The sequence below is a fragment of the Gordonia sp. Swx-4 genome, from assembly GCF_030316175.1.
Taxonomy (GTDB): domain Bacteria; phylum Actinomycetota; class Actinomycetes; order Mycobacteriales; family Mycobacteriaceae; genus Gordonia; species Gordonia alkanivorans.
Window position 1 is genome coordinate 3,749,438 of record NZ_CP128197.1, and the last position, 21,069, is coordinate 3,770,506.

Consider the following 21,069-nt stretch of genomic DNA (forward strand, 5'->3'; position numbering starts at 1 on the left):
ACAACGATGACAGAACTACGCGGACTCGGCTTCCTGCGAGTCCAGAGCACCGATGTCTCGCGCTGGCGCGAGCTGCTGATCGACGGCCTGGGCATGGCCGTGGGCAGCGGCCCCGAAGCCGACGCACTGTACGCGCGGATCGACGAGCGTCGTTCGCGGATCGCCGTACTGCCCGGCGATTCCGACAAGGCACTGGCCGTCGGCTGGGAGGTGCGTGACGAGTTCGCACTCGAACGCGTCCGTCAGGCAGTGGAGGCCGCCGGCGTCGCCGTCACGGTGATGTCCCGCAAGGAAGCCGGCTACATCGACGCCGAGGGCGCCATCGCCTTCGACGATCCGGCCGGAACCCGGCTCGAGGTCTTCTACGGTCCGGTGCTCGACCACAGCCCCGTCGTGACGCCCTTCGGCGGACGCTGGGTCACCGGCGGCCTCGGACTGGGACACGTGGTGCTCCCGAGCGCCCAGTTCGCCGAGTCGTACGACTTCTACACCCAGGTGCTCGGCTTCCTGCCGCGCGGCTCCATCAGGCTCGACGAAGAGGGCCTGGCCCGCGTCCGCTTCCTCGGCATCAACGAGCGGCACCACAGCCTCGCGCTGTGCCCGGCCCCGCCGACCGAGGAGCCCGGCCTGGTGCACCTGATGACCGAGGTGGACACCCTCGACGCGGTCGGTCAGGCACTCGACCGGGTGAACCAGCAGAAGTTCTCGATCTCGTCGACGCTGGGCCGGCACACCAACGACAAGATGATCTCATTCTATGTCCGGGCCCCCGGCGGCTGGGACCTGGAGTTCGGCACGGAGGGAATGCTCGTCGACGAGCGGCACTACACCTCCGAGGAGATCACCGCCGACGCCTACTGGGGCCATGATCAGAGCGGCTCGGAGCCGTTGAAGGCGTTCATCCCGGTCGGCGAGGGCTGAGCATCCCGACCACTCGGCCTCTCGGCCACACAGAGGAGCACCGCGACGACGTCGTCGCGGTGCTCCGTCGTTTTTGTCCCCGAGCGTCTTCCCTGCGCGCGCCGGGCGCGATAGCATCGCATTGAATGATCGATCAATCAATCAGCGCGGGCCGAGAACCTGGGCTGATAGTCGGAGGCATCGTGACCACCCCAGTCGGCCAGACCCCCTCCGTCCTCGGACGCGCACTCCTCCTGCTCGAGCCGTTCCGGCATCGCGAAGGTCTCACGCTGACCGAGCTCGCCGAACGCACCGGCTTTCCGCGCTCGACCACGCATCGGATGCTGACGCAACTGGTGGCCGTGGGCTGGATCCGTCGCGAGGGCACGACCTACCTCCTCGGCCCCAAGATGGCCGAGTTGGGCTCGATCGCCCAGGTACACGACCGCGTCCACCAAGCGGCGCAGCCCGTCGCCTACCAGCTCTACCGTCGGACACGGGGCGCGGTTCACGTGGCCGTCGCCGCGAGCGAGGATGTCCTGTTGCTGGAGAAGATCGGCGGACGGTGGGCGGCCGCCAACCTGGACACTCGTGTCGGCCAGCGTCGCGGCCGGGGTGAGACGGCCGAGGGGGCGGCACTGACGCGGCATGAGGCCGGCGGTCCGACACAGTTCCACGACATCCACCGCACCCTCGACAGCGGCGAACACATCCGCTGTCTCGCAGCGACATTCGACGTAGCCGGCCAGGGCGCGACGCATGAGTCCACGGGGGGCGTCGCGGTGATCTCGCTGACCTTCCCGGCCGCCCGCATCCATCCGAGCGCCGACGAGGAGCTCCGCCGGGGCGTGAGCGCCGTGGTGCACTCACTCTCCTAGCGAACACCCCGCCTCGCCCGACGGCCTATCAGGCCGCCGGGCGGTTCGTGCTGCCACAGCCCGCCACCGGGTCACCATGCACATCGCGGCTGTGATTCGACGTTTTCGCGCAAACGGCTTTGACACACGTCACAGTCCTGCTATCTTTTCCCTATTGATTGATCGCTTGATCAATGAGCCCCGATCGATCTCTGACCGTCCCCCGGGCGCCCCCACCGAGCGCCCTCAGGCCACCGCCCGGCCTGCCCCGCTGGAGGTTCACATGCGCAACAGTGACGATTTCTCCCCCGCCGTCATCGACCGTGCGGCGGTCCTGCTCGAGGAGTTCCGCGATGGCGGCGAGCTGACACTCTCACAGCTGTCGAATCGAACGGACCTCCCCCGATCCTCGGCGCATCGACTCCTTTCCCAGCTCGTCGACCTGGGGTGGGTCGAACGGCACGGACAGACCTACACGCTCGGCCGGTCACTGTTCGAGTGGGGCGCGCTGGCCCGACGGCGTTCAGGACTCCAGGAGATCGCGCATCCGTTCCTGCACGAGCTGTATGCGACCACCGGACTCGTCGTCCACCTCGGCGTGCTCGAGGGCAACGACGTCCGAATCCTGGACAAGGTCGGATACGGCCCCATCGCCCTGCCGACGCACATCGGGGGCCTGCAGCCCGCCGGACGCACGGCGCTGGGCAAGACGCTGCTCGCCTTCTGCGACAACGGTTCCGCGCGTCGCAGGCCGACAGTCGAGGTCCTGACCTCGGCGGCCGAGGAGGCGCGTCGGCGAAACGAGATGGCCGTCGTACGTCAGCGCCGCACAGCCTATGAGCGCGACGAGGCCGTCCTCGGCGTGGCATGTGTGGCCGCACCGATCGGCGACCTGCGCAGCTGCGCCGGCGCGATCGCGGTCACCGGCCCGGTGGAGACGGTCGACGGCGCACTTCTGGCAACCCCTGTCCGAGCGACGGCGAACGCGATCTGGCAGGCCCTGTCCGACAACGGTTCCGTCCGGCGCGCGGGCTGAGCCGGGGCCGGCCTCAGCGAACCAGCGCCTGCCCGCCGTCGACGGCGAGCGTGTGGCCGGTGATGTACCGGGCGGCGTCGCTGCAGAGGAACACCACGGCCGGGCCGATGTCGGTCTCCGGATCACCGAGACGCCCCAGCGGGACCGTCTGCAGGTACTCTGCGGCACCCTCCGGATCGAACTGCGCCCACTGCTCCATCGTCTGCGAGTTCGCCAGCGGGAGAATCGCATTGACACGGATACCGTCGGCCGCCCACTCGCAGGCCGCGGTTCGGGTCAGCACCCTCACCGCCTCTTTCGCGGCAGCGTAGGCGCCGGTGCCCGACGGATTCCACCGGATACCCGCGGCGGAACCGAGATTGACGACGGCGCCACCCCCGCGGAGGTACCGGTGACAGTCGCGCATCAGTCGCCAGGTGGCCGTCGGGCCCGAGTCGAGGGCGGCCCGGTAGGTGGCCTCGTCGATTTCGAGGAGGGTCCCCGGCGCCGGCGTCTGCGCGTTGTTGACCAGCACGTCGACACCGCCGAACTCCCCGGCCACCGCGGCCACGAGCGCTGAGACCGCACTCTCGTCGGTGACGTCGCAGGTGAACGGTGCGGCGCTGCCGCCACGGGCGACGATCTCCCCGGCCACTGACTCGATCGTGCCCGGCGTACGACCGACGACGGCTACTGTCGCACCTGCGGCGGCCAACGCGAGGGCGATTCCCCGGCCGATGCCCTGGCCGGCGCCGGTCACGAGCGCGACGCGATCATCGAGAACCATGTGTACTCCTCATTCCGAGACGGTTCATTGATCGTTTGATCAATGAATGTGGCACAATCTCCGTGCACGGCACGGACGGTGCCCGAACCTGGCAGGGGTGGGGATTTGTGGATCCGCAGCAACGCAGAAAGCTGATACTCGACCGCTCGGCGGCGATCTTCGCACGTAAAGGCGTGTCCGCCACCACGATCCGAGAGATCGCGGATGCGGTGGGAGTGCACTCGGGCGCTCTGTACCACTACTTCCCGTCCAAGGAAGCCATCGTCACCGAGATCATGCGGGAGTACATCCTCGACCTCTCGAGCCGATGCGAGGACGTGCTGGCACGCCGTCTCGCGCCCGTCGAGCGGCTCGTGGCACTCGCCGAGATCGCATTGGAGACCAACGAGCAGTACGACGGCGCCACCTCGATCTGGCGGCGCGAAGGCGATTACATGCGCGAGCGGGTCGTGGAAGCCGACATGACGGCGACCGCGGATCTGATGGAGATCGCCTGGCGGGAGGCGATCGCAGAAGGGGTCGACCTCGGCGAGTTCCGCACCGACATCGACCAGAGGGTCTTCCAAGAGCTGATCTACGACGCGGTCTGGCACGCCTCGCGATGGTTCCGCCCGACGCCGGAGAACACCCTGGCAGACCTGGCACGCACCATCATCACGGTCTTCGTGAGCGGCATGCGGAACCCCGCCGCGAGCGCGACGGGCGATCTCGGCACGTAGGGGTGAAACCTGGTGCCCCCTCGGCCCGACCTTGTCCAGATCGGGCCGAGGGGAAGACTGTCATTCCTTGGGAGCAGCCAGGTTCTCTTCCACTTCCTTGTGCCAGTTCTGGAGTGCACGGCTGGTGTCGACCTCGAACTCGAACCGCTGGGTCATATCGGGGGTGACCTCCTCGACGTCGACGTAGAACTGGCTGTACCAGCGACGCAGCTGGTAGACCGGGCCGTCTTCTTCGGTCAGCAGCGGATTCTCGATGCGGGACTTGTGTTTCCAGATCTCGATGTCCTGCGCGAACTGCTCCTCGAGACCGTCGGTGAACATCGTCGCCATCTCGGCGGCCTGCTCGTCGGACATGCCCTCGATCTTCTTCACGATCGTGCCGAACTGCAGGACGAACGAGTTCGTGGTGACCGGGTAGTGGCAGTTGATCAGCTTGGATTCGATGGTCGTGCCGTCGGCGACGGTGTAGATGGTGTCGAGCATGAACGACGGGCCATAGTAGAAGGCATCCGAGATGGTCTGTGCCTCCGGCAGATCCATCTGAACACCGGTCTTGATGTCGTCGCGTCCGTACGAGCGCATGTGCTGGCCGGCGATGTGACCGTCGAAGACGTTCTTGAAGAACTCCGGCATCTGGTAGTGCACGTAGAAGAAGTGCGCCATGTCGACGACGTTGTCCACGATCTCACGGCAGTGTGAACCCTCGACGTGGATCGTCGTCCAGGTCCAGTCGCTCCACTCACCGTCCTCGTAGCCCTCGATCTCCGGGATCGCGAGTTCCGGGGTGGGTTCGGTCCCCTGCGGGCAATGCCACACCAGCAGAACGCCGTTGCGCTCCATGGTCGTCCACGCCTTGGTGCGTGCGACCTTGGGCGTCCGGTGCGCATAGGGCACGGATTCGCAGCGGCCCTTGCCGTTCCACCGCCAGTCGTGGAACGGGCAGGCGATGGTGTCGCCCTTGATCTCGCCCCGGGCGAGATTGCCACCCATGTGCCGGCAGAACGCGTCGAGCACATGGAGTTCGCCCGTCGAGTCGGCGAAGACGACCAAATCGGTACCGAAGACCTGGACCTGATGGGGCTTGCCGTCCCGGAAATCCTTCGCCAACCCGATGCAGTGCCACCCGCGCGCGAAACGCGTCGGATTGGTGCCGGTGTCGATGCTGCGGATCTCGATTCTTTCTTGTTCGACGGTCATGATGTCTCCAATGGGTGTAGGGGCTGGAACTGACGGGGCTGAAATCGTCGAGAAATCGCCTCGAGCTGGGAGTGATGCCCGAAGCGATCGATGAGAATGACTGAGCGGATGAGGTTTTCGCGACGGTCAGGAGGGCACGACGGCCGCGGACCCGGCGACGACATCGCCGGCGGACAGCGGACGGACACGGGGCTCCGACCTCGTCGACATCGGGATGTCCCCGCGCGTCACCGCATGGTCGATGCTGCGATCCAATGCCGCACAGCGCAGAACGTAACCGCAGTTCGCGTTCCCGACGGCGGACGCGGACGCCATCTCATGACAGGACTGCTTGGCGTCGGCGGTCCACTGGATGCTCGTGTGAGCAGGACTGTATTTCGCGACTGACACGCGGGCGTCGCAGGTCTGACAGACGAGCGGCTGCATTGGTCCATCCCTTCCTCGGATGAGGAAAGACTAAGAACCGGGATGTGTCGGGCACCACACGATTTCAGCTCAGCGGAACAGGAGCGGAGGGATCAGCTGTCGGTCCACACCGGTGCACGCTTGGCGAGGAACGCCGACATCCCTTCCTGCGCATCGCACGTCATCGCATTGGCCGCCATCGTCTCCGCCATCTCCACGTAGGCCGACGCCTCGTCGAGCTCGATCTGCTTGTAGAAGGCCTGCTTGCCGATCGACACCGTACGCGCGCTCGAGCCGGCGATCTGCAGCGCCAGCTCCCGGACCGTCGTGGTGAGATCTGCATCGTCGACGACGCCGCTGAGCAGCCCCCAATCGGCAGCGGTCTCGGCGTCGATCGCCTCCCCGGTCAGCAGCATGTGCATGGCGCGCTTGCGGCCGACGGCCCGTGTCAGCGCGACCATCGGCGTCGAGCAGAACAGGCCGATCCGTACGCCCGGGGTCGAGAACTTCGCGCTGCGACCGGCGACCGCGAGATCGCACGTCGCGACGAGCTGGCATCCGGCGGCGAAGGCCATGCCCGCGACCTCCGCGATCACCGGCTGGCGCACCTCGTGGACGGTTCGCATCAGCTCGGCGCAGGTGTCGAAAACGGCGCGTTCGTCGTCGAGTGTGCGGTCGACGAGTTCACCGAGGTCGTGCCCGGCCGAGAAGGCCGGACCTTCCGCACGGATCACGATGACCCGCACGTCCGAGTCCTCGTCGAATCGGCGGAGTCCGGCCGTGACGGCCTTCATCGTGGTGGTGGACAACGGGTTCCGGCGCCGAGCCGCGCGCAGGGTGATCACCCCGAGCGGCGCGTCGACCTCCACCGACACCGCGTCTGTCGTCTCGCTCATCGTCGGGCTCCTTCGGTGTCAGTGGCCGGGGATCGCGTACCGCGACCCGACGCTGATGTGGACGGTGTAACCGAGCACGGCCACCAGGTAGGTCAGGACCGGTATCGCCAAGGTCCACGACGCGCTGTCGCCGCTGCCGATGATCGCCGACGCCGCGAGCAGCCAGGCCATCATCAGCAGTGTCGCGCCGCCCATCAACGCCAGGTCCTCGCCCATCCGGCGATTGAACTCGTCCCGATTCGAACCTTCCATCCAGTACGCCTTGCGCCGCCGGCTCGGGAAGTTGACTGCGCGGGCCGGGATGCGCGACAGAATCCGCTCGGCGCGACCGAAGAGCACCGCGACCAGCACCGCGATGAGACCGAGACCGCTCAGGAGCCCCCACTTCGAGTCCCAGCGGGTGACCTCACCGTCCAGGCCGATGTGCCCGGCCATCTCGTCGGAACCGAGCACGGCGACTCCGGTCCACACCGCGGCGAACACCACCATCGACAGAGGCAGGAGCATGCGGCGCGCATCTCGCGAGGGCTGCGTCATGGAATTCAACCTACCGCCCGGGGAATAGCCTGGAGTCGAGGCGGTTGACCCTAATCGTGACCAGTACCGCACTCTTCGAACCGATCACGCTCCGCGATGTCGAGATCCCCAACCGGATCTGGCTCGCGCCGATGTGCCAGTACAGCTGCTTCGCCGGCGACGGAATCCCGACCGATTGGCATCTCGCCCACCTCGGCGCCCGCGCCGCCGGCGGTTTCGGGCTGATCCTCACCGAAGCCGTCGCGGTCGTCCCTGAAGGTCGGATCAGCCCCGAAGACGCCGGACTGTGGAACGACGACCAGGCGCAGGCCTGGAAGCGGACCGTCGACTTCGTGCACTCACAGGGCGCAACCATCGGCACCCAGATCGCCCACGCGGGCCGCAAGGCGTCGACGTACTCGCCGTTCGACGAACGGTCCGGAAGCATCCCCCTCGACGACGGGGGCTGGACGACCGTCGGCCCGTCCGACGTGCCGTTCGAGGGATACGCCGATCCGGTCGCCCTCTCCACCGAGCAGATCGCCGAGGTCGTCGACGCCTTCGCCCAGGCGGCTCGTCGCGCCGACGAGGCAGGGTTCGACGTGGTCGAGATCCACGCAGCGCACGGATATCTGCTGCACCAGTTCCTGTCGCCGTTCTCCAACACCCGCACAGACGCCTACGGCGGCGACTTCGCCGGCCGCACCCGCATCGTGCTCGAGGTCGTCGAGGCCGTGCGGGCCGTATGGCCCGAGTCGAAGCCGCTGTTCATCCGTCTCTCCGGTACGGAGTGGCGCGACGGTGGCTGGGGCGTCGCCGAGTCCTCCCGGCTCGCCGAGATCCTCGGCGCACGCGGCGTCGACCTCATCGACGTCTCCTCGGGCGGCAATGTGCTCGCCGACATCCCGGTCGGCCCCGGCTACCAGGTCGACCTGGCCCGCTCCATCCACCGGGACTCCGGAGTCCCGACCGCGGCGGTCGGATTGATCGTCGAGCCCGATCAGGCCGAGAAAGTCGCCGGCGACGCCGACATCACAGCCGTCCTCTTCGGACGCGTCGCCCTGCGCGAACCGTCCTGGCCGCAGCGCGCCGCACACGAACTCGGCCTCTCCCGCGACGAAGCGCCCTACCCGCCGCAGTATCTGCGGGGTGCCTGGCGCTGATCGTCAGCTCGGGGCGGGCCCCATGAGCGCGAAACAAGCGGCCGTTGCCGGTTCGATGATGTCGCTCAGCGGTGATCCGGATTCGACGGCACTCGCCGTCAGTTCGCGCACCCCGCCCCACAGGAACACCGCGCGCTGCCGGCTGATCGGCTTCACCCCGGCCGCGGCCAGCGTGGGCGTGGAGGTGAGTCCGACGAAGAGGTCGACCCAGTCATCCATCGCCTCGTTCTTCACCTGTGCAGCGGCTCCGCCCAGCGCGGGTAGTTCGCGAATCCACGAGAGCATGAGTCCCGGGTATCGGTCACTGGTGGTGGCGTAGGCCGTGACCGCTTGTCGCACTTGCGCTTCCGGGCTCCCCTCGGGATCCACGCCCTCCGCGATCCGCGCGATCATGAACCGGTTGGTCTCCCGCAGCAGCTCGAAAAAGCAGTCCTGCTTGTCGGCGAACTCCTGATAGAAGGTGCGTCGCGACGTCTGGGCCACGCGAACGACGTCGGCGATGGTGGTCTCGCGGTAACCGGATTCGGTGATGCACTCGAGCATCGCCGCGAGGAGTCGCTCCCTCGTCGACGTCGCACCGTTCGGCCACAATTCCACGTAGCGAGCATATGCCTCTTGCCCTCCCCGGTACCCACGCGTACCGTCGCCGGTACGCCGACGTACCAGACCTGGGAGGCCTCGAGCCGATGAGTACATCCGTCCTGCGCAGTGACCCGCATCTGCCGCCCGCCACGCGCGTCCCCTCGGCGATGCAGGGACTGGCGGCGATTACCTCTAGACGACTGTTCTTCGGCCACCTCCACGCTCGGCACGGCACAGCCTTCACCGTGCACCTCCCGGTCTTCGGGCGGGCCGTGGTGATCTCCGACGCCTCACTCGCCCGCGAGCTGTTCACCGCCGGCGACAAGGTCATCAACATCCAACCCAACCTGGGCCGCATCCTCGGAGCCGGGTCGATCTTCTCCCTCGAGGGACGGGAGCACCGGGCACGCCGCAAGCTGCTGACCCCGCCGCTGCACGGCAAGCGGATGAAGACGTATGAACAGATCGTGGAGGAGGAGGTCCGGGCCGAGACCTCCACGTGGCCGGTCGAGACCGAGTTCGCCTCGATGGAACCGATGATGCGGATCACCCTCAACGTGATCCTCCGCGCGGTGTTCGGCGCTGTCGGCGAAGATCTGGAGAACTTGCGGCGCATCATCCCGCCGATGGTCACCGTCGGTTCCCGCGCCGCAACCGTCCCCAACCTGCCCCGCGTGCTGCGCGCTGTCGACCCCAACCATCGGTACGAGCGCATGCGCGCGGAAGGCAAGGCACTCCTCGGCGACCTGATCACCAGGTCACGCAACGACCCCCGACTCGAGGAACGCGACGACATCCTCGCCCTGATGCTGCGCAGCCGCTACGACGACGGCGCGTCGATGGGCGACGACGAGATCGGCGACGAGCTGATGACCATGCTCGCCGCCGGACACGAGACGACCGGAACGACGCTCGCCTGGGCGTTCGAGCGCCTGCGTCGCCACCCTGAAGTCCTGGGACGACTTGTCGCCGAGGTCGATGAAGGCGGCACCGAGTACCGGCACGCGACCATCCTCGAGACCCAGCGCAGCCGCCCGGTCATCGACTTCGCCGCCCGCTACGTCGTCGCCGACCAACTCGAACTCGGCGAATGGCGCATACCTCGCGGATACAACGTCATGGTCTCCATCGCTCTGCTCCACGACGACAGCCGCGAGTTCACCGATCCCGAGCGGTTCGATCCGACCCGCTTCCTGGGCACCGCGCCGTCACCGGCGTGGTTGCCGTTCGGCGGCGGCACCCGACGCTGCATCGGTGCCGCTTTCGCGACGATGGAGATGGACGTGGCGCTCCGGACGATCCTGAGCGACTTCGAACTGCTTCCCACCGACGCCCGTGCCGAGCGGTGGTTCTCCCGGGGCGTCGCCTATGCGCCCGCACGCGGTGGACGCATTGCCGTCCGACGGCGCCGATAGTCTCGCGAGACCTCGCAAGCAAGTGGTCCACACCACTACCAGGGTGTGACCTTCGTCATCGAACACGTCCGAACACTCGGGTTCGCGTCCGCTCGCGGAATGCCGCGATGCGCTGGGGTTTTACCCCAAAGCTAACGGCGTTATCCATGCGTTACCGAAATCTTGCAGGTCACGACCCTGACGTGACCTGACCGTTACCAAGCACGTAGGGTCGGCCCCGTCCGAAATCAACCACCTTGCCAACCCCGGGTGGTGATCAGGAGGAACGAAGACCATGCGTATCAGCAAGACCCACATGACCAAGCTCGCCGCCCGCGCCGCCATCGTCGGCGCCCTCACCGCAGCCCCCCTCGGCATGCTGGCTTCCAACGCCTCGGCCGCCTCCGGCAACTGGGACGCTGTCGCCCAGTGCGAGAGCGGTGGCGACTGGAGCATCAACACCGGCAACGGCTACTACGGCGGTCTGCAGTTCTCGCAGAGCACCTGGGAGGCCAACGGCGGCTCCGGCAACCCGGCGAACGCCTCGCGCGAGGAGCAGATCCGCGTCGCGGAGAACGTCCTTGCCACCCAGGGCCCCGGTGCGTGGCCGACCTGCGGCGCAAACCTCTGATAGCAGCGCCGGCGCCTGAGGTGCCGTGACTGCATCACCAGAAGCACGAGCCGTGCTTCGTACGGCATGAGGCCGGTGAGTCCACTCGGACTCACCGGCCTCATTCGTCTCCGAGAAGCCTCTCAGTCCGACTTCTCGTCCTCGCCCGGCTCCCCGTCGAGCGCCTCGTCGAGAGCACTGACCGCGATGCCGTACGGCAGGAACCGCACCTTGCGACGCGGGTCGGTGTTGTTCTTGTTGGCGCGAAGCGCGTCTAGTTCGGTGGCATACACCTGCTCGACACGGGCGCCGCCGTCCTCGTCGACGACGAACACGGCCCAGACACCCGACCCGGTCTCACCGGCCGTCTCCGGCCGCGGCTGCGTCCGAGTGCGACCCCGGGCCGCCTCATCGAAGAACATGGAGAATGCTCCCGGCGCTGCCTGACCCTCGAAGAGCTTGCCGAACACGTCGCGCAGCCCCTCGCCCGCCTCGCGTGCGAAGCGGTCGAAGTCCTCGGGGCCGAAGTTGAACGGTCCTCCGCCGAATCCGCTGTTGTCGGTCATGGTGTTCCCTATCTGTGGTTCGGCTTGCCCGGCCGGCCGTGGGGGCCGACCGTGCCAACCAGTGTCCTCAGGTTCGTTCGTCCTCGCCACCAGCAGTGTCGACCTCCGCCAGACGCTGATGCAGTCGCTCGCGGACATCGTCGGCCGAGTAGGCCTTGCGCTGGCGTTGGTCTCGTGCGATCAGCACACCGCCGGTGGCCACCCCGACGGCGCCGGCGAGCCCGAGCCACTTCCACAGATTCCTCATGGAGGCAGGATAAGTCGCATCCGCGGCCGATGGCCGTCTTCACCCGCACGCTCTAGTCTTCGGGGATGCCCACCAGCAGAAGACCGCGCCGCGCCGATCTCGCCGGGGAGTCCGGCGGTGTCTCCCTGACCACCGCGCTCGAGGCCACCCGCACCGGCGACGTCTGGTTGTTCCGTGGCCAGTCGGGCCCCGACCGAGCCATCCGCACACTCACCAATGCGCCGGTCAACCATGTGGCCATGGCGGTGTGCATCGACGATCTGCCGCCGCTGCTGTGGCATGCCGAGCTCGGCGACAAACTGACCGACGTCTGGACCGGGTCGAATCACCGCGGGGTCCAACTGCACGATGCGCGCGAGGCCGTCGAGCAGTGGATGGTCCGATACGAGCAAGCGTGCTGGATTCGTCAGCTGAGTCCGGAAGTCAGCCGGGCGCAGGAGGATGAGCTGCTCAAGGTGATCGCACGCCTCGACGGCACCCCGTTCCCGACCACCGCACGCCTGGCCGGTCGGTGGTTCCGTGGTCGCGTCCCCAACTCCACCGATCTGGTGCGCGGAATCCCCTATCTCGACCGAAAGGTCCGGGAGCGTCGTGAGCAACGGCAGCACGAGGTCTCGCCGTCGAATCCGGTGAGCCTCGAGGCGGCGTACTGCGCCGAAGTGGTCGCGATCACCTACCGCGACATGAGCATCCTCGACACCACCAAGGACTCCAACTGGTTCGACCCCGGCCGGTTCTGGAGCGGCGACCGCCTCCCCCTCCACGCCCCGCACACCCTCGGACCGGAGATCGCGGTCCATCTCCGGTAGGTCAGATGGTCATGGCCTCGCGAACGGTGGCCTCGGCAGCCGTACCGCCCTCGCCCGACGAGGTGACCCGGCCACTCTCGAGGACGTAATACTGTTGTGCCGCTTCGAGAGCGAATCCGATGTGCTGTTCGACGAGGAGAACGCCGAGTCCGCCCCGCCGGGTGAGGGTGGTGATGGTCTGCTCGATCTCGGCGACCACCGACGGTTGGATGCCCTCGGTCGGTTCGTCGAGAATGAGCATCCGCGGCTCGGTGATGAGGGCCCGCGCGATCGCGAGCTGCTGACGCTGACCACCCGACAGCAGGCCCGCGCGCCGCCCGAGCAGTTCCTCCAGCGCCGGGAACATGTCCAGCATCTCGGCGATGAGTTCCTTGCCGCGCTTGCGGCCGTCGGCCACCACCTGCAGGTTCTCCGCGGTGGTGAGGTGGCCGAAGCTCTGCTGCCCCTGCGGGACATAGGCGATGCCGTGCTTGACCCGCGCGCTCGGACGGGCCTTGGTGATGTCGACGCCGTCGAACGTGATGGAGCCCTTGGTGGTCTTCACCAGTCCGACGGCGGCCCGGAGCAGCGTCGTCTTCCCGGCGCCGTTGTGCCCCAGCACGGCGACCACGCCGTCGGACGGGACCTCGATGTCGACGTCGTGGATGACCTCGGTGCGGCCGTATCCGGCGTGCACCCCGGAGAGTTTCAGCATCCGGCTCAGCCCTTCTTCTCGGTCGACACGGCGGGGACGTCCCCGGCCTCGGGTCCGTCGGATCCGGCGGCGATCTCCTCGAGTTCCTCACCGCCGGCGGCGGTTCCGAGGTACACCTCCTGGACCTTCGGATTGGCCTGCACCTCGGCGACGCTGCCCTCGGCCAGCACCTGACCGCGGGCGAGGACCGTCACCGACGTTGCGAACGCCCGCATGAAGTCCATGTCGTGTTCGACGACGACCACGGTCCGCTCACCGCCGATCCGGCGCAACAGGTTTCCGGTCTCCTCTCGTTCCTCGTGGCTCATACCGGCGACCGGTTCGTCGAGCAGCAACACCGAGGCGTTCTGCACCAGCAGCATGCCGATCTCCAGCCACTGCTTCTGACCGTGCGCGAGGACGCCGGCCGGGGTGTCACGCAGGTCCTGCAGGCCGATGGTCTCGAGGGCCTCGGCGATCGGCTCGGGGATCTCGGTGGGTCTACGGCGCAGCATGGTCCACACCGATCGGCCCGCGCCGGCAGCGATGTCGAGGTTCTGCAGCACGCTCAGTTCCTCGAAGACGCTGGCGGTCTGGAAGGTTCGGCCGACACCGAGGCGCGCGATCTGGTGCACCTTCTTGCCGACGAGTTCCACACCCGACTTCTGGATCGACCCGGTGGCCTTCACCAGACCGGTGATCGCGTCGATGATGGTGGTCTTCCCGGCGCCGTTCGGACCGATCAGGAACCGCAGATCACCCTGCAGCAGTGTGAGATCCACGTCGGTGACGGCCTTGAATCCGTCGAACTCGACGGACAGTCCGCGCACCTGAAGGTAGTCGCTGTCCATCCCGGCGTTGCCACCGGCGACCGGTTCGACCGTGCCCACCGTGTCGGATCCGCTCATGAGGAGGCTCCTACCTTGCTGTCGGTGTGTTCGTCGATGTCACCGGTGGGCGACGGATCGGCCGACTTCTTCCGGCGCCACTTGAGCGCGGCGCCGATCCCGGCGAGTCCGGCCGGGAAGAAGCCGACGACGACGATGAACAGGATGCCCTGCGCGTAGGTCCATCCGGACGGGAAGTTCTCCGACAGGCTGGTCTGCGCCCAGGCCACCGCGATGGCGCCGAGAACCGGTCCGAGAAGTGTTGTGCGGCCGCCGATCGCGACGCCGATCAGGAAGGCGATGGACGGCACGATGCCGACGTCGGCGGGCGAGATGATGCCCACGATCGGCACGAACAGGGCGCCGGCGATGCTTGCGAACAGGGCGGCGATCGCGTAGGCGACGACCTTGACGTTGGCCGGGTCGTAGCCCAGGAAGCGGACGCGCTCCTCCTGGTCGCGCACGGCGACGAGCAGTTCTCCGTAGCGGCTGTACATCAGCTGCCGGGTGATCGCGACGACGACGAGCAGGGCGGCGGAGGCGATGTAGAACAGCAGGTGACGGTTCACCGGGTCGTTCAGGGCGAGACCGAAGAAGCTTCGGAATCGGTTGAGGCCATTGCTGCCGCCGGTGCTCTGCTGTCCGATGAGCAGGATCGCGAAGGCGGCAGCGAGCGCCTGGGACAGGATCGCGAAGTAGGCTCCCTTGACCTTCCGCTTGAACACACCCAGGCCCAACAGGACCGCGATCAGGGTGGGCACGACGAGGATTCCGAGGATCGTCACCAGTGGTGAGGCGAACGGCTTCCAGTATCCGGGGAGTTCGCGGATACCGGCGATCTGCATGAAGTCCGGTACGTCGTCGCCGCGGATCTCGGCGTCGGCGATCTTCAGGTGCATCGCCATGATGTAGGCGCCGAGACCGAAGTACACACCCTGACCGAGGGTCAGCATGCCGCCGCGACCCCAGGCCAGACCGATGCCGACCGCGACGATACCGAAGCACAGGAACTTGCCGAGCAGGTTGAGTCGGAAGTCGGAGAGCACCGAAGGTGCGACGCCGAACAGGAGCACCGCCGCGACGGCGAACCCCGCGTAGGTTTTCCAGTGACCGCTGAAATAGTCCTTCACACGAGACTCCTCGACTGGACCGTGAACAGGCCCTGGGGGCGGATCTGCAGGAAGATCACGATGATCACGAACACGGCGACCTTGGCCACCGATGCGGTCGTGTTGTATTCGATGAACGAGTTCAGGATGCCGAGGGCGACCGCCGCGATGACCGCGCCCTTGATCTGGCCCAGACCGCCGATGACGACCACCAGGAAGGCGTCGATCAGATACGTCATACCGGTGTTGGAGCTGGTGGAACCGATGAGGGTCAGCGCCACACCGGCGACACCGGCGAGCCCGGAACCGATGAAGAAGGTGGTGATGTCGGTTGTCCGGCTGGAGATCCCGCTGGTCTCTGCCAGATCACGGTGCTGGACGACCGCGCGGATACGACGCCCCATCGGGGTGTACTTCATGGTGACGGCGATCGCCACCACCGCGATGACGGCCAGCAGCATGATGAACAGGCGGGTCTTGGGAACAACCGCTCCGAGGATGTCGACGCCACCGGACAGCCACGGCGGCGCGGTCACGCGGACCGCGGGCGCACCGAAGATGTCGCGCGCGAGCTGCTGCAGGATCAGGCCGACGCCGAAGGTCACCAGCAGGGTGTCGAGCGGACGGTCGTACATGCGTTTGATGAGGGTGACCTCGAGCAGCACACCCATGAGGCCACCGACTCCGAAGCCGATGACGAGCGAGACGATCAGGGACACGCCGGCGTTCGAGATCAGATATTCCTGCACCGAGTACGCGGTGTACGAGCCGGCCATGATGAACGACCCGTGAGCCATGTTGATCACGCCCATCTGACCGAAGGTCAGGGACAGACCGAGTGCTGCCAGGAGCAGAATCGAGCCGAGACTCAGCCCGGTGAAGAGCTGTCCGATAACGGTTTCCACGTCACCATCCGTTCGTCATGGGTGTCGGTGAGAACAACGGGTGTGCCCCGCCCCGCGCACGGGCGCGAGACGGGGCACGACGCGTCAGCTGCTCAGGCCCTCGGCCCACGGGTAGGACTTGAGGTAGGGGTCCGGCTCGATCGGCTGGCCCGAATCCCACACCGAGTAGATGAGTCCGTCACCGCGGATCTCACCGATACGAGCGGTCTTGGTGATGTGGTTGTTCTCGCCGTCGATGGTCACCAGGCCCTCGGGAGCCTCGAAAGTGACTCCGCCGGCGGCCTTCTGGACATCGGCAACCGCGAACGAGTTCGCCTTCTCGACCGTGTTCTTCCACAGGTAGACCGAGACGTAGGCCGCCTCCATGGGATCGGAGGTGGGCTTGTTGGCGCCGTAGGCGGCCTTGTAGTCCTCGACGAAGGACTTGTTCGCCGGGTTGTCGACGGTCTGGTAGTAGTCCCACGCGACCAACTGCCCCTCGATGTTCTCGACACCGATGCCGCCGACCTCTTCCTCGGCGATCGAGACCGACACGACCGGCATCGCCTGCGGGGTCAGACCGACGTTCTTGTACTCGCGGAAGAAGGCCACGTTGGAGTCGCCGTTGAGGGTGTTGAACACGGCGTCGGCGTCGGCGGTGCGGACCTTGTTGACGATGGTCGAGAAGTCCGTCGAGCCGAGCGGGGTGTAGTCCTCACCCTTGATCTCGATGCCGTTCGCCGCGGCGTAGGCCTTGATGATGCGGTTGGCCGTCTGCGGGAAGACGTAGTCGCTGCCGACGAGGTAGAGGGACTTGACGCCCTTCTCCTTCAGGTACTCCAGGGCCGGCACGATCTGCTGGTTGGTGGTGGCACCGGTGTAGAAGATGTTCTTCGACGACTCGAGGCCCTCGTACTGCACCGGGTAGTACAGCAGGGAGTTGTTGTCCTCGAAGACCGGCAGCATCGCCTTGCGGCTCGACGACGTCCAGCCGCCGAACACCGCTGCAACACAGTCCGCCGAGATCAGCTTCTCAGCCTTCTCGGCGAAGATGGTGGGCTCGGAGGCGCCGTCCTCGCCGATGAGCTGGATCTGCTTGCCCAGCACGCCGCCGTTGTCGTTGATCTGGTCGACGGCCAGCTTGATCGAGTCCCGCACGGTGACCTCGGAGATCGCCATCGTGCCCGACAGCGAGTTCAGTGAACCGACCTTGATGGTGTCGCCCGAGGTGTCGACGCACGACTCGGCGCCCGAAGCCGCGTCCTCACTGGCCGAGCTGCCACAGGCGCTCAGCGCGAGTGCGACGGCGGACAGCGCCGCCGGGATGAGGATTCCGTACCGCCTACGGCGTGTGGGGGTGACGGCGGACGGCAATGAATCAAACGGCATCCGAAGGCCTTTCTCAATACGTCTCAGGTCGGCTCAGGCGGGCCATGACAGATAGCAGGTGCAACTCCGCACCTCGACCCCCCGATGAGATACGCGCCGCTACTTGGTTAGCGATCTCGCGTATGTCGGGTAAACGTATTTAGGCTTTGTTACACCGGCGTGACGTGAGATGAATTCCCTGTTTCCGCTTCAGATAGGCTCACGCCGGATTCACACTGGCGAATCTTGTTGCGGGAATGGCTTTTTCGACGACAAAGGGCGACACATCCGTTAGGATGCGCCGCCCTTCGAGTCGACGACCTAGTGGGAGAAAGCGGCTTCAACCTCCGTGCGACTGAGCTCGGGATCGGAGCCGAGTTCGTACCGGGGCAAGGTATGGGGCACGTCGGTGCCGCCGGCGACGCGGCGCTTGGCGGCGGCGAACTCCGGCGCCTCCCCCATCGACAGATGGGCCGAGTTGATGATGGTCCACACGGCGGATCGGCGGGCGCGCCGTTCGACCGGGTTCGGCGGCCGGTAGGAGATGAGTTGCTGGGCCCAGCGCGGCTGGATGTCCCGGATCGCCCAATCCACCGCCGCCTGAGCACGATTCCGCAGATTGGCGCCCGTGGCCATCGCGTTGCCGTGCGTCAGGGCCAGCCGGGGCAGGTACGACTCGAGACATTCCAGGGTGTCGGCCTTGGTGGTGGGCAGGCCGGTTCCGCCGAGCGCATGACCCACGCGCACGAATTCCCCGTAGTACCTGTCGAGTTCGGCTCCGCGCAGAGGTCGCGGGTGGTAGATCTCGTGTGCCGTGGCGATACCCCATACGACCGTCGCGTAGTTCCATCGCAACCACTCGGGATCGTCGGCGTCGTAGGCGGCGCCGTCGGGCCGGACCCCCTTGATCGTATGGTGCATCGCCCGCACGGTACGGGCGAGTCGCTCAGCGGTTTCCGTCGATCCGTAGGCGGTCCCCATGAAGAACGCGAGCGAGTGCCCGAGGCGGGTCATCGCACCGTCCGGATCGATGGCGGTGGTCGCGGTGCCGTCCTCACGTCGCCGGACCAGACGGGAGTGATGCATGCCCATCCAGAAGATGCTGGGGTCGAGGCGCTCGATGTACGACGCGCTCTGCAGTCCGAAGATCAGCGCAGGCGTGTGCGAGTGGACGTACCAGGTGGCGCTGTCCGGTCCGAACCACCCGGGGTCACCGGCCGGGTTCTCGAATTCCATCCCGCGGAAGAACTTCGCGCGGACGTTCTCGTCGAACTTGCCGTTGAGCCACGATCCCAGCATCTCGTGCGGCAGGTCCAGCGGGACCCATTCCGTCGACGGCAGCCGTAGGGGCGCCAAGGGAACGTTCATCGATCGTCCTTTCTCGATACCGACGTCCGGAGCGGGTCATCCCCGACCCGGACCACCGATACGACGACGCCACATGGGCACGGTCGTCATGTGGTCACGGTTGTACCCACTTTAACGCTTTGGGTACACACGTGACCAGACCTTGCTCCGTGCCGGGTCAGCCCGTCTATGGTGAAACGATGTCGAGTCCGACCCGATGGGCCGGCGTCCCCCTGGAGGACCGCCGCGCCGAGCGTCGAGCAATCCTGATCGCCGCGGCTCTCGACATCTTCGGCGGCAGCGGACCCGAGACCGAGTTGTCGGTGCGGTCGGTGTGCCGACACTGCGGGTTCAACACCCGCTACTTCTACGAGAGCTTCGCCGACACCGACGAGCTACTCGGCGCCGTCTACGATGCCACTGCCGCCGAGCTGGGCGCAGTGGTCGAAGCCGCCATGACCACCGCAGGTCACTCGGTCCGAGCACGCACCCGCGCCGGCATGCTCGCGGTCCTCGGTCACGCGTCCGAGGACCCGCGTCGCGGCCGCATCCTGTTCACCGAGGGACGGACCAATCCGGTGCTCGCGCAGCGGCGTGCCGCGACTCAGAACATGCTCTTCGAACTCTCCTTCGCCGAGGCCGACGCCCGGGAGACCGATCCGCTCACCGGTCGGGTGCGGGCGGCCGTCTTCACCGGCGCCATGGCCGAGCTCGCCCAACAGTTCCTCGCCGGGAGCCTCGGGGACGATCTCGAACGGGTCGTCGACGAGGCCCTGGCCACGCTCATCCCCGGTCGTCGCTGATCGACCCAGTGCGCGCAAGAGCCTGGATCGACTCCGGTCCCATACCGCGATCGAGCGCGCGGATCATGACGACGACGCCGATACCCGAGAGCACCAGGGCCGTCCCGAACAGGGTCGGGAAGCCGAACAGATCACCGACGACGCCCGCCGCGAACCCGGCCGCGCCCTGGACGCCGACGACCGTGCAGGCGAACAGCGTGTAGTCGCTGCCCTCGTATCCCTTCTCACACGCGTCCATCATGAGCGTGAACACCGCGACGGTCGCCGCCCCACCGAGAATGTGTTCGGCCAGGCTCGCACTCACCACGAGCCAGAACCCGCCGACGCCGGATGCGGCCACCAGATACAAAGCCAGACTGAGAGTTTGGGTGACACCGCCGAACAACAAGGCCTGACGCCGTCCGTAGCGGAACGCCAGCCACCCGCCGAGGGCCGCGCCGGCGAGCGCACCCGCCGACGACAACGCCCCTTCGACGAGGGCGATCTGTCCCAGGCTCAGGCCGATGTCGGACATGAAGGGGCCGACGAGGGCCGAACCCATCGAGTTGCCGAACTTGTAGGCCCCGACGACCAGGATGAACACCACAACGCCGGGGCGTCGTAGCCGGGCGAGCCAACCGGTGAGGAGCAGTGACGGCGTCATCCGCGAGACATGCGCCTGTGCGGTCGACGTTGTCGTCGCGTCCGCGGGTGTGCGGGCAAGGAACCAGACCGGCACTGTGAGAGCGACGAGCAGGATCGACATCGCGACGAAGAGGCTCCGCCATCCGGCGAGCGAGAACAGCCACAGCAGCCCACCGCCGCCGACGATCATGCCGACCCGGTAAGCGCCCACCTGAATCCCGTTGCCGAGACCGCGTTGTCGGGGTCCGAGGGTCTGTACGGCCAGCCCGTCGGTGGCGATGTCCTGGGTCGCCGACGCCAGGTTGATGACGGCGATGCCGACGAGGAGCCAGACCAGCGTCCCGGAGAGATCGATGCAGGCCAGGACGAGGGCGACCGTCGCGGAGGTCAGCTGCATCGCGAGGAGCCAGCGGCGTCGGGTTCCGTACCGGTCGACATACGGCGCCCAGAGGAACTTGAGTCCCCACGGCGCGAAGAGCAGCCCGTACACGCTGATCTGCGTGAGGGAGTATCCCTCCTCGCGCAGGATGACAGGCACCGCCTGGCTGAAGAACCCGTACGGCAGGCCCTGCGCGAAGTAGAGCGCCGTGAGCAGGACCATGGTGCCGACGGCGAGCGTGCCGGTGCGCGACGGGGTCGACATGGCAGACATCATGCCGCAGTCACGAGGACGGGGTCGTCGCGGTCAGACCCTTCTCAGCGACTCCGGCG

Annotated in this window: 24 protein-coding genes; 9 read left to right on the forward strand and 15 right to left on the reverse strand. The window is 66.9% G+C overall.

Annotated features, from left to right (window positions below):
* The first annotated feature begins 6 nt into the window (after positions 1-6).
* The 3 genes from bphC (at position 7) to PWF70_RS17150 (ending at position 2,793) form a co-directional block, all read left to right on the forward strand.
* Positions 7-921 (forward strand): biphenyl-2,3-diol 1,2-dioxygenase, encoded by a 915-nt coding sequence (gene bphC, locus PWF70_RS17140; RefSeq protein ID WP_035751133.1) that lies wholly within the window; start codon positions 7-9, stop codon positions 919-921.
* A gap of 182 nt (positions 922-1,103) precedes the next feature.
* Positions 1,104-1,778, forward strand: a complete 675-nt coding sequence (locus tag PWF70_RS17145; protein WP_006357435.1) for an IclR family transcriptional regulator — start codon at positions 1,104-1,106, stop codon at positions 1,776-1,778.
* Between the two features lie 262 nt (positions 1,779-2,040).
* Positions 2,041-2,793 carry an IclR family transcriptional regulator gene (locus PWF70_RS17150; protein ID WP_035751131.1) on the forward strand — a complete coding sequence of 251 codons (753 nt, stop codon included), beginning with the start codon at positions 2,041-2,043 and terminating at the stop codon, positions 2,791-2,793.
* Between the two features lie 13 nt (positions 2,794-2,806).
* Here PWF70_RS17150 and PWF70_RS17155 read toward each other — a convergent pair whose 3' ends face one another.
* Positions 2,807-3,559, reverse strand: a complete 753-nt coding sequence (locus PWF70_RS17155; RefSeq protein WP_035751129.1) for an SDR family NAD(P)-dependent oxidoreductase — start codon at positions 3,557-3,559, stop codon at positions 2,807-2,809.
* Between the two features lie 107 nt (positions 3,560-3,666).
* Between PWF70_RS17155 and PWF70_RS17160 the strand changes: the two genes are divergently transcribed.
* Entirely contained in the window at positions 3,667-4,278 is a 612-nt protein-coding gene (locus PWF70_RS17160; RefSeq protein ID WP_035751127.1) for a TetR/AcrR family transcriptional regulator, read from the forward strand.
* A gap of 60 nt (positions 4,279-4,338) precedes the next feature.
* Here PWF70_RS17160 and PWF70_RS17165 read toward each other — a convergent pair whose 3' ends face one another.
* From PWF70_RS17165 to PWF70_RS17180, 4 genes are all read right to left on the reverse strand, one after another.
* The gene (locus PWF70_RS17165) at positions 4,339-5,475 is read right to left on the reverse strand and encodes a 3-ketosteroid-9-alpha-monooxygenase, oxygenase component (RefSeq protein ID WP_006357431.1); all 1,137 of its coding nucleotides are present in this window, start codon (positions 5,473-5,475) and stop codon (positions 4,339-4,341) included.
* 126 nt (positions 5,476-5,601) lie between these two features.
* Positions 5,602-5,790, reverse strand: coding sequence for a hypothetical protein (locus PWF70_RS17170; RefSeq protein WP_231380820.1), 189 nt, complete (start codon positions 5,788-5,790; stop codon positions 5,602-5,604).
* Between the two features lie 203 nt (positions 5,791-5,993).
* Positions 5,994-6,776: an enoyl-CoA hydratase-related protein gene (locus PWF70_RS17175; RefSeq protein WP_006357429.1), complete on the reverse strand. Its 783-nt coding sequence runs from the start codon at positions 6,774-6,776 to the stop codon at positions 5,994-5,996.
* Positions 6,777-6,794: 18 nt separating this feature from the next.
* Positions 6,795-7,313 (reverse strand): SdpI family protein, encoded by a 519-nt coding sequence (locus PWF70_RS17180; protein ID WP_230461820.1) that lies wholly within the window; start codon positions 7,311-7,313, stop codon positions 6,795-6,797.
* A 56-nt stretch (positions 7,314-7,369) separates the two neighbouring features.
* Here PWF70_RS17180 and PWF70_RS17185 point away from each other — a divergent pair, with 56 nt between their 5' ends.
* Complete coding sequence (locus PWF70_RS17185; RefSeq protein ID WP_006357427.1) at positions 7,370-8,455, forward strand: NADH:flavin oxidoreductase/NADH oxidase; 1,086 nt, start codon at positions 7,370-7,372, stop codon at positions 8,453-8,455.
* A gap of 3 nt (positions 8,456-8,458) precedes the next feature.
* On the opposite strand, the gene PWF70_RS17190 is transcribed toward PWF70_RS17185, so the two are convergent.
* Positions 8,459-9,052 (reverse strand): TetR/AcrR family transcriptional regulator, encoded by a 594-nt coding sequence (locus tag PWF70_RS17190; protein WP_035751122.1) that lies wholly within the window; start codon positions 9,050-9,052, stop codon positions 8,459-8,461.
* 89 nt (positions 9,053-9,141) lie between these two features.
* On the opposite strand from PWF70_RS17190, the gene PWF70_RS17195 reads away from it, so the two are divergent.
* Together PWF70_RS17195 and PWF70_RS17200 are read left to right on the forward strand one after the other, a co-directional pair.
* Positions 9,142-10,452: a cytochrome P450 gene (locus PWF70_RS17195; protein WP_075863837.1), complete on the forward strand. Its 1,311-nt coding sequence runs from the start codon at positions 9,142-9,144 to the stop codon at positions 10,450-10,452.
* Between the two features lie 274 nt (positions 10,453-10,726).
* Positions 10,727-11,062: a transglycosylase family protein gene (locus tag PWF70_RS17200; protein WP_035751117.1), complete on the forward strand. Its 336-nt coding sequence runs from the start codon at positions 10,727-10,729 to the stop codon at positions 11,060-11,062.
* A gap of 122 nt (positions 11,063-11,184) precedes the next feature.
* Here PWF70_RS17200 and PWF70_RS17205 read toward each other — a convergent pair whose 3' ends face one another.
* Both PWF70_RS17205 and PWF70_RS17210 read right to left on the reverse strand, forming a co-directional pair.
* Complete coding sequence (locus tag PWF70_RS17205) at positions 11,185-11,607, reverse strand: Rv0313 family protein (RefSeq protein WP_035751115.1); 423 nt, start codon at positions 11,605-11,607, stop codon at positions 11,185-11,187.
* A 67-nt stretch (positions 11,608-11,674) separates the two neighbouring features.
* A complete protein-coding gene (locus PWF70_RS17210) occupies positions 11,675-11,854 on the reverse strand; it encodes a hypothetical protein (RefSeq protein ID WP_035751114.1) in 180 nt (59 codons plus the stop codon).
* A 65-nt stretch (positions 11,855-11,919) separates the two neighbouring features.
* On the opposite strand from PWF70_RS17210, the gene PWF70_RS17215 reads away from it, so the two are divergent.
* Positions 11,920-12,663, forward strand: coding sequence for a hypothetical protein (locus PWF70_RS17215; RefSeq protein WP_035751111.1), 744 nt, complete (start codon positions 11,920-11,922; stop codon positions 12,661-12,663).
* A 1-nt stretch (position 12,664) separates the two neighbouring features.
* Here the strand turns inward: PWF70_RS17215 and urtE are convergent, their stop codons facing one another.
* From urtE to PWF70_RS17245, 6 genes are all read right to left on the reverse strand, one after another.
* Complete coding sequence (urtE, locus tag PWF70_RS17220) at positions 12,665-13,357, reverse strand: urea ABC transporter ATP-binding subunit UrtE (RefSeq protein ID WP_006357420.1); 693 nt, start codon at positions 13,355-13,357, stop codon at positions 12,665-12,667.
* A 5-nt stretch (positions 13,358-13,362) separates the two neighbouring features.
* Entirely contained in the window at positions 13,363-14,244 is an 882-nt protein-coding gene (gene urtD / locus PWF70_RS17225) for an urea ABC transporter ATP-binding protein UrtD (protein WP_006357419.1), read from the reverse strand.
* Positions 14,241-15,353 carry an urea ABC transporter permease subunit UrtC gene (urtC, locus tag PWF70_RS17230; protein ID WP_006357418.1) on the reverse strand — a complete coding sequence of 371 codons (1,113 nt, stop codon included), beginning with the start codon at positions 15,351-15,353 and terminating at the stop codon, positions 14,241-14,243. Before urtC ends, urtD begins: the two co-directional genes overlap by 4 nt.
* Positions 15,350-16,237, reverse strand: a complete 888-nt coding sequence (gene urtB, locus PWF70_RS17235; RefSeq protein WP_006357417.1) for an urea ABC transporter permease subunit UrtB — start codon at positions 16,235-16,237, stop codon at positions 15,350-15,352. Before urtB ends, urtC begins: the two co-directional genes overlap by 4 nt.
* Positions 16,238-16,321: 84 nt before the next feature.
* Positions 16,322-17,605 (reverse strand): urea ABC transporter substrate-binding protein, encoded by a 1,284-nt coding sequence (gene urtA / locus PWF70_RS17240; protein ID WP_035751107.1) that lies wholly within the window; start codon positions 17,603-17,605, stop codon positions 16,322-16,324.
* 300 nt (positions 17,606-17,905) lie between these two features.
* Complete coding sequence (locus PWF70_RS17245) at positions 17,906-18,952, reverse strand: oxygenase MpaB family protein (protein ID WP_006357415.1); 1,047 nt, start codon at positions 18,950-18,952, stop codon at positions 17,906-17,908.
* A 179-nt stretch (positions 18,953-19,131) separates the two neighbouring features.
* Here PWF70_RS17245 and PWF70_RS17250 point away from each other — a divergent pair, with 179 nt between their 5' ends.
* Positions 19,132-19,734 (forward strand): TetR/AcrR family transcriptional regulator, encoded by a 603-nt coding sequence (locus tag PWF70_RS17250; protein ID WP_006357414.1) that lies wholly within the window; start codon positions 19,132-19,134, stop codon positions 19,732-19,734.
* On the opposite strand, the gene PWF70_RS17255 is transcribed toward PWF70_RS17250, so the two are convergent.
* Positions 19,715-21,001 (reverse strand): MFS transporter, encoded by a 1,287-nt coding sequence (locus PWF70_RS17255; protein ID WP_042375694.1) that lies wholly within the window; start codon positions 20,999-21,001, stop codon positions 19,715-19,717. The two genes, PWF70_RS17250 and PWF70_RS17255, sit on opposite strands and share 20 nt — an antisense overlap.
* Positions 21,002-21,069 lie beyond the last annotated feature (68 nt).

Bases quoted from the DNA above. Each gene is read 5' to 3' on its own strand.
- PWF70_RS17245 (WP_006357415.1), bottom strand. From the start codon at position 18,952: ATGAACGTTCCCTTGGCGCCCCTACGGCTGCCGTCGACGGAATGGGTC.
- PWF70_RS17250 (WP_006357414.1), top strand. From the start codon at position 19,132: ATGTCGAGTCCGACCCGATGGGCCGGCGTCCCCCTGGAGGACCGCCGC.
- PWF70_RS17205 (WP_035751115.1), bottom strand. From the start codon at position 11,607: ATGACCGACAACAGCGGATTCGGCGGAGGACCGTTCAACTTCGGCCCC.
- PWF70_RS17210 (WP_035751114.1), bottom strand. From the start codon at position 11,854: ATGAGGAATCTGTGGAAGTGGCTCGGGCTCGCCGGCGCCGTCGGGGTG.
- urtE (WP_006357420.1), bottom strand. From the start codon at position 13,357: ATGCTGAAACTCTCCGGGGTGCACGCCGGATACGGCCGCACCGAGGTC.
- PWF70_RS17155 (WP_035751129.1), bottom strand. From the start codon at position 3,559: ATGGTTCTCGATGATCGCGTCGCGCTCGTGACCGGCGCCGGCCAGGGC.
- PWF70_RS17195 (WP_075863837.1), top strand. From the start codon at position 9,142: ATGAGTACATCCGTCCTGCGCAGTGACCCGCATCTGCCGCCCGCCACG.
- PWF70_RS17170 (WP_231380820.1), bottom strand. From the start codon at position 5,790: ATGGCGTCCGCGTCCGCCGTCGGGAACGCGAACTGCGGTTACGTTCTG.
- PWF70_RS17255 (WP_042375694.1), bottom strand. From the start codon at position 21,001: ATGTCGACCCCGTCGCGCACCGGCACGCTCGCCGTCGGCACCATGGTC.
- PWF70_RS17180 (WP_230461820.1), bottom strand. From the start codon at position 7,313: ATGACGCAGCCCTCGCGAGATGCGCGCCGCATGCTCCTGCCTCTGTCG.
- PWF70_RS17215 (WP_035751111.1), top strand. From the start codon at position 11,920: ATGCCCACCAGCAGAAGACCGCGCCGCGCCGATCTCGCCGGGGAGTCC.
- PWF70_RS17165 (WP_006357431.1), bottom strand. From the start codon at position 5,475: ATGACCGTCGAACAAGAAAGAATCGAGATCCGCAGCATCGACACCGGC.
- urtD (WP_006357419.1), bottom strand. From the start codon at position 14,244: ATGAGCGGATCCGACACGGTGGGCACGGTCGAACCGGTCGCCGGTGGC.
- PWF70_RS17175 (WP_006357429.1), bottom strand. From the start codon at position 6,776: ATGAGCGAGACGACAGACGCGGTGTCGGTGGAGGTCGACGCGCCGCTC.
- PWF70_RS17150 (WP_035751131.1), top strand. From the start codon at position 2,041: ATGCGCAACAGTGACGATTTCTCCCCCGCCGTCATCGACCGTGCGGCG.
- urtA (WP_035751107.1), bottom strand. From the start codon at position 17,605: ATGCCGTTTGATTCATTGCCGTCCGCCGTCACCCCCACACGCCGTAGG.
- bphC (WP_035751133.1), top strand. From the start codon at position 7: ATGACAGAACTACGCGGACTCGGCTTCCTGCGAGTCCAGAGCACCGAT.
- PWF70_RS17200 (WP_035751117.1), top strand. From the start codon at position 10,727: ATGCGTATCAGCAAGACCCACATGACCAAGCTCGCCGCCCGCGCCGCC.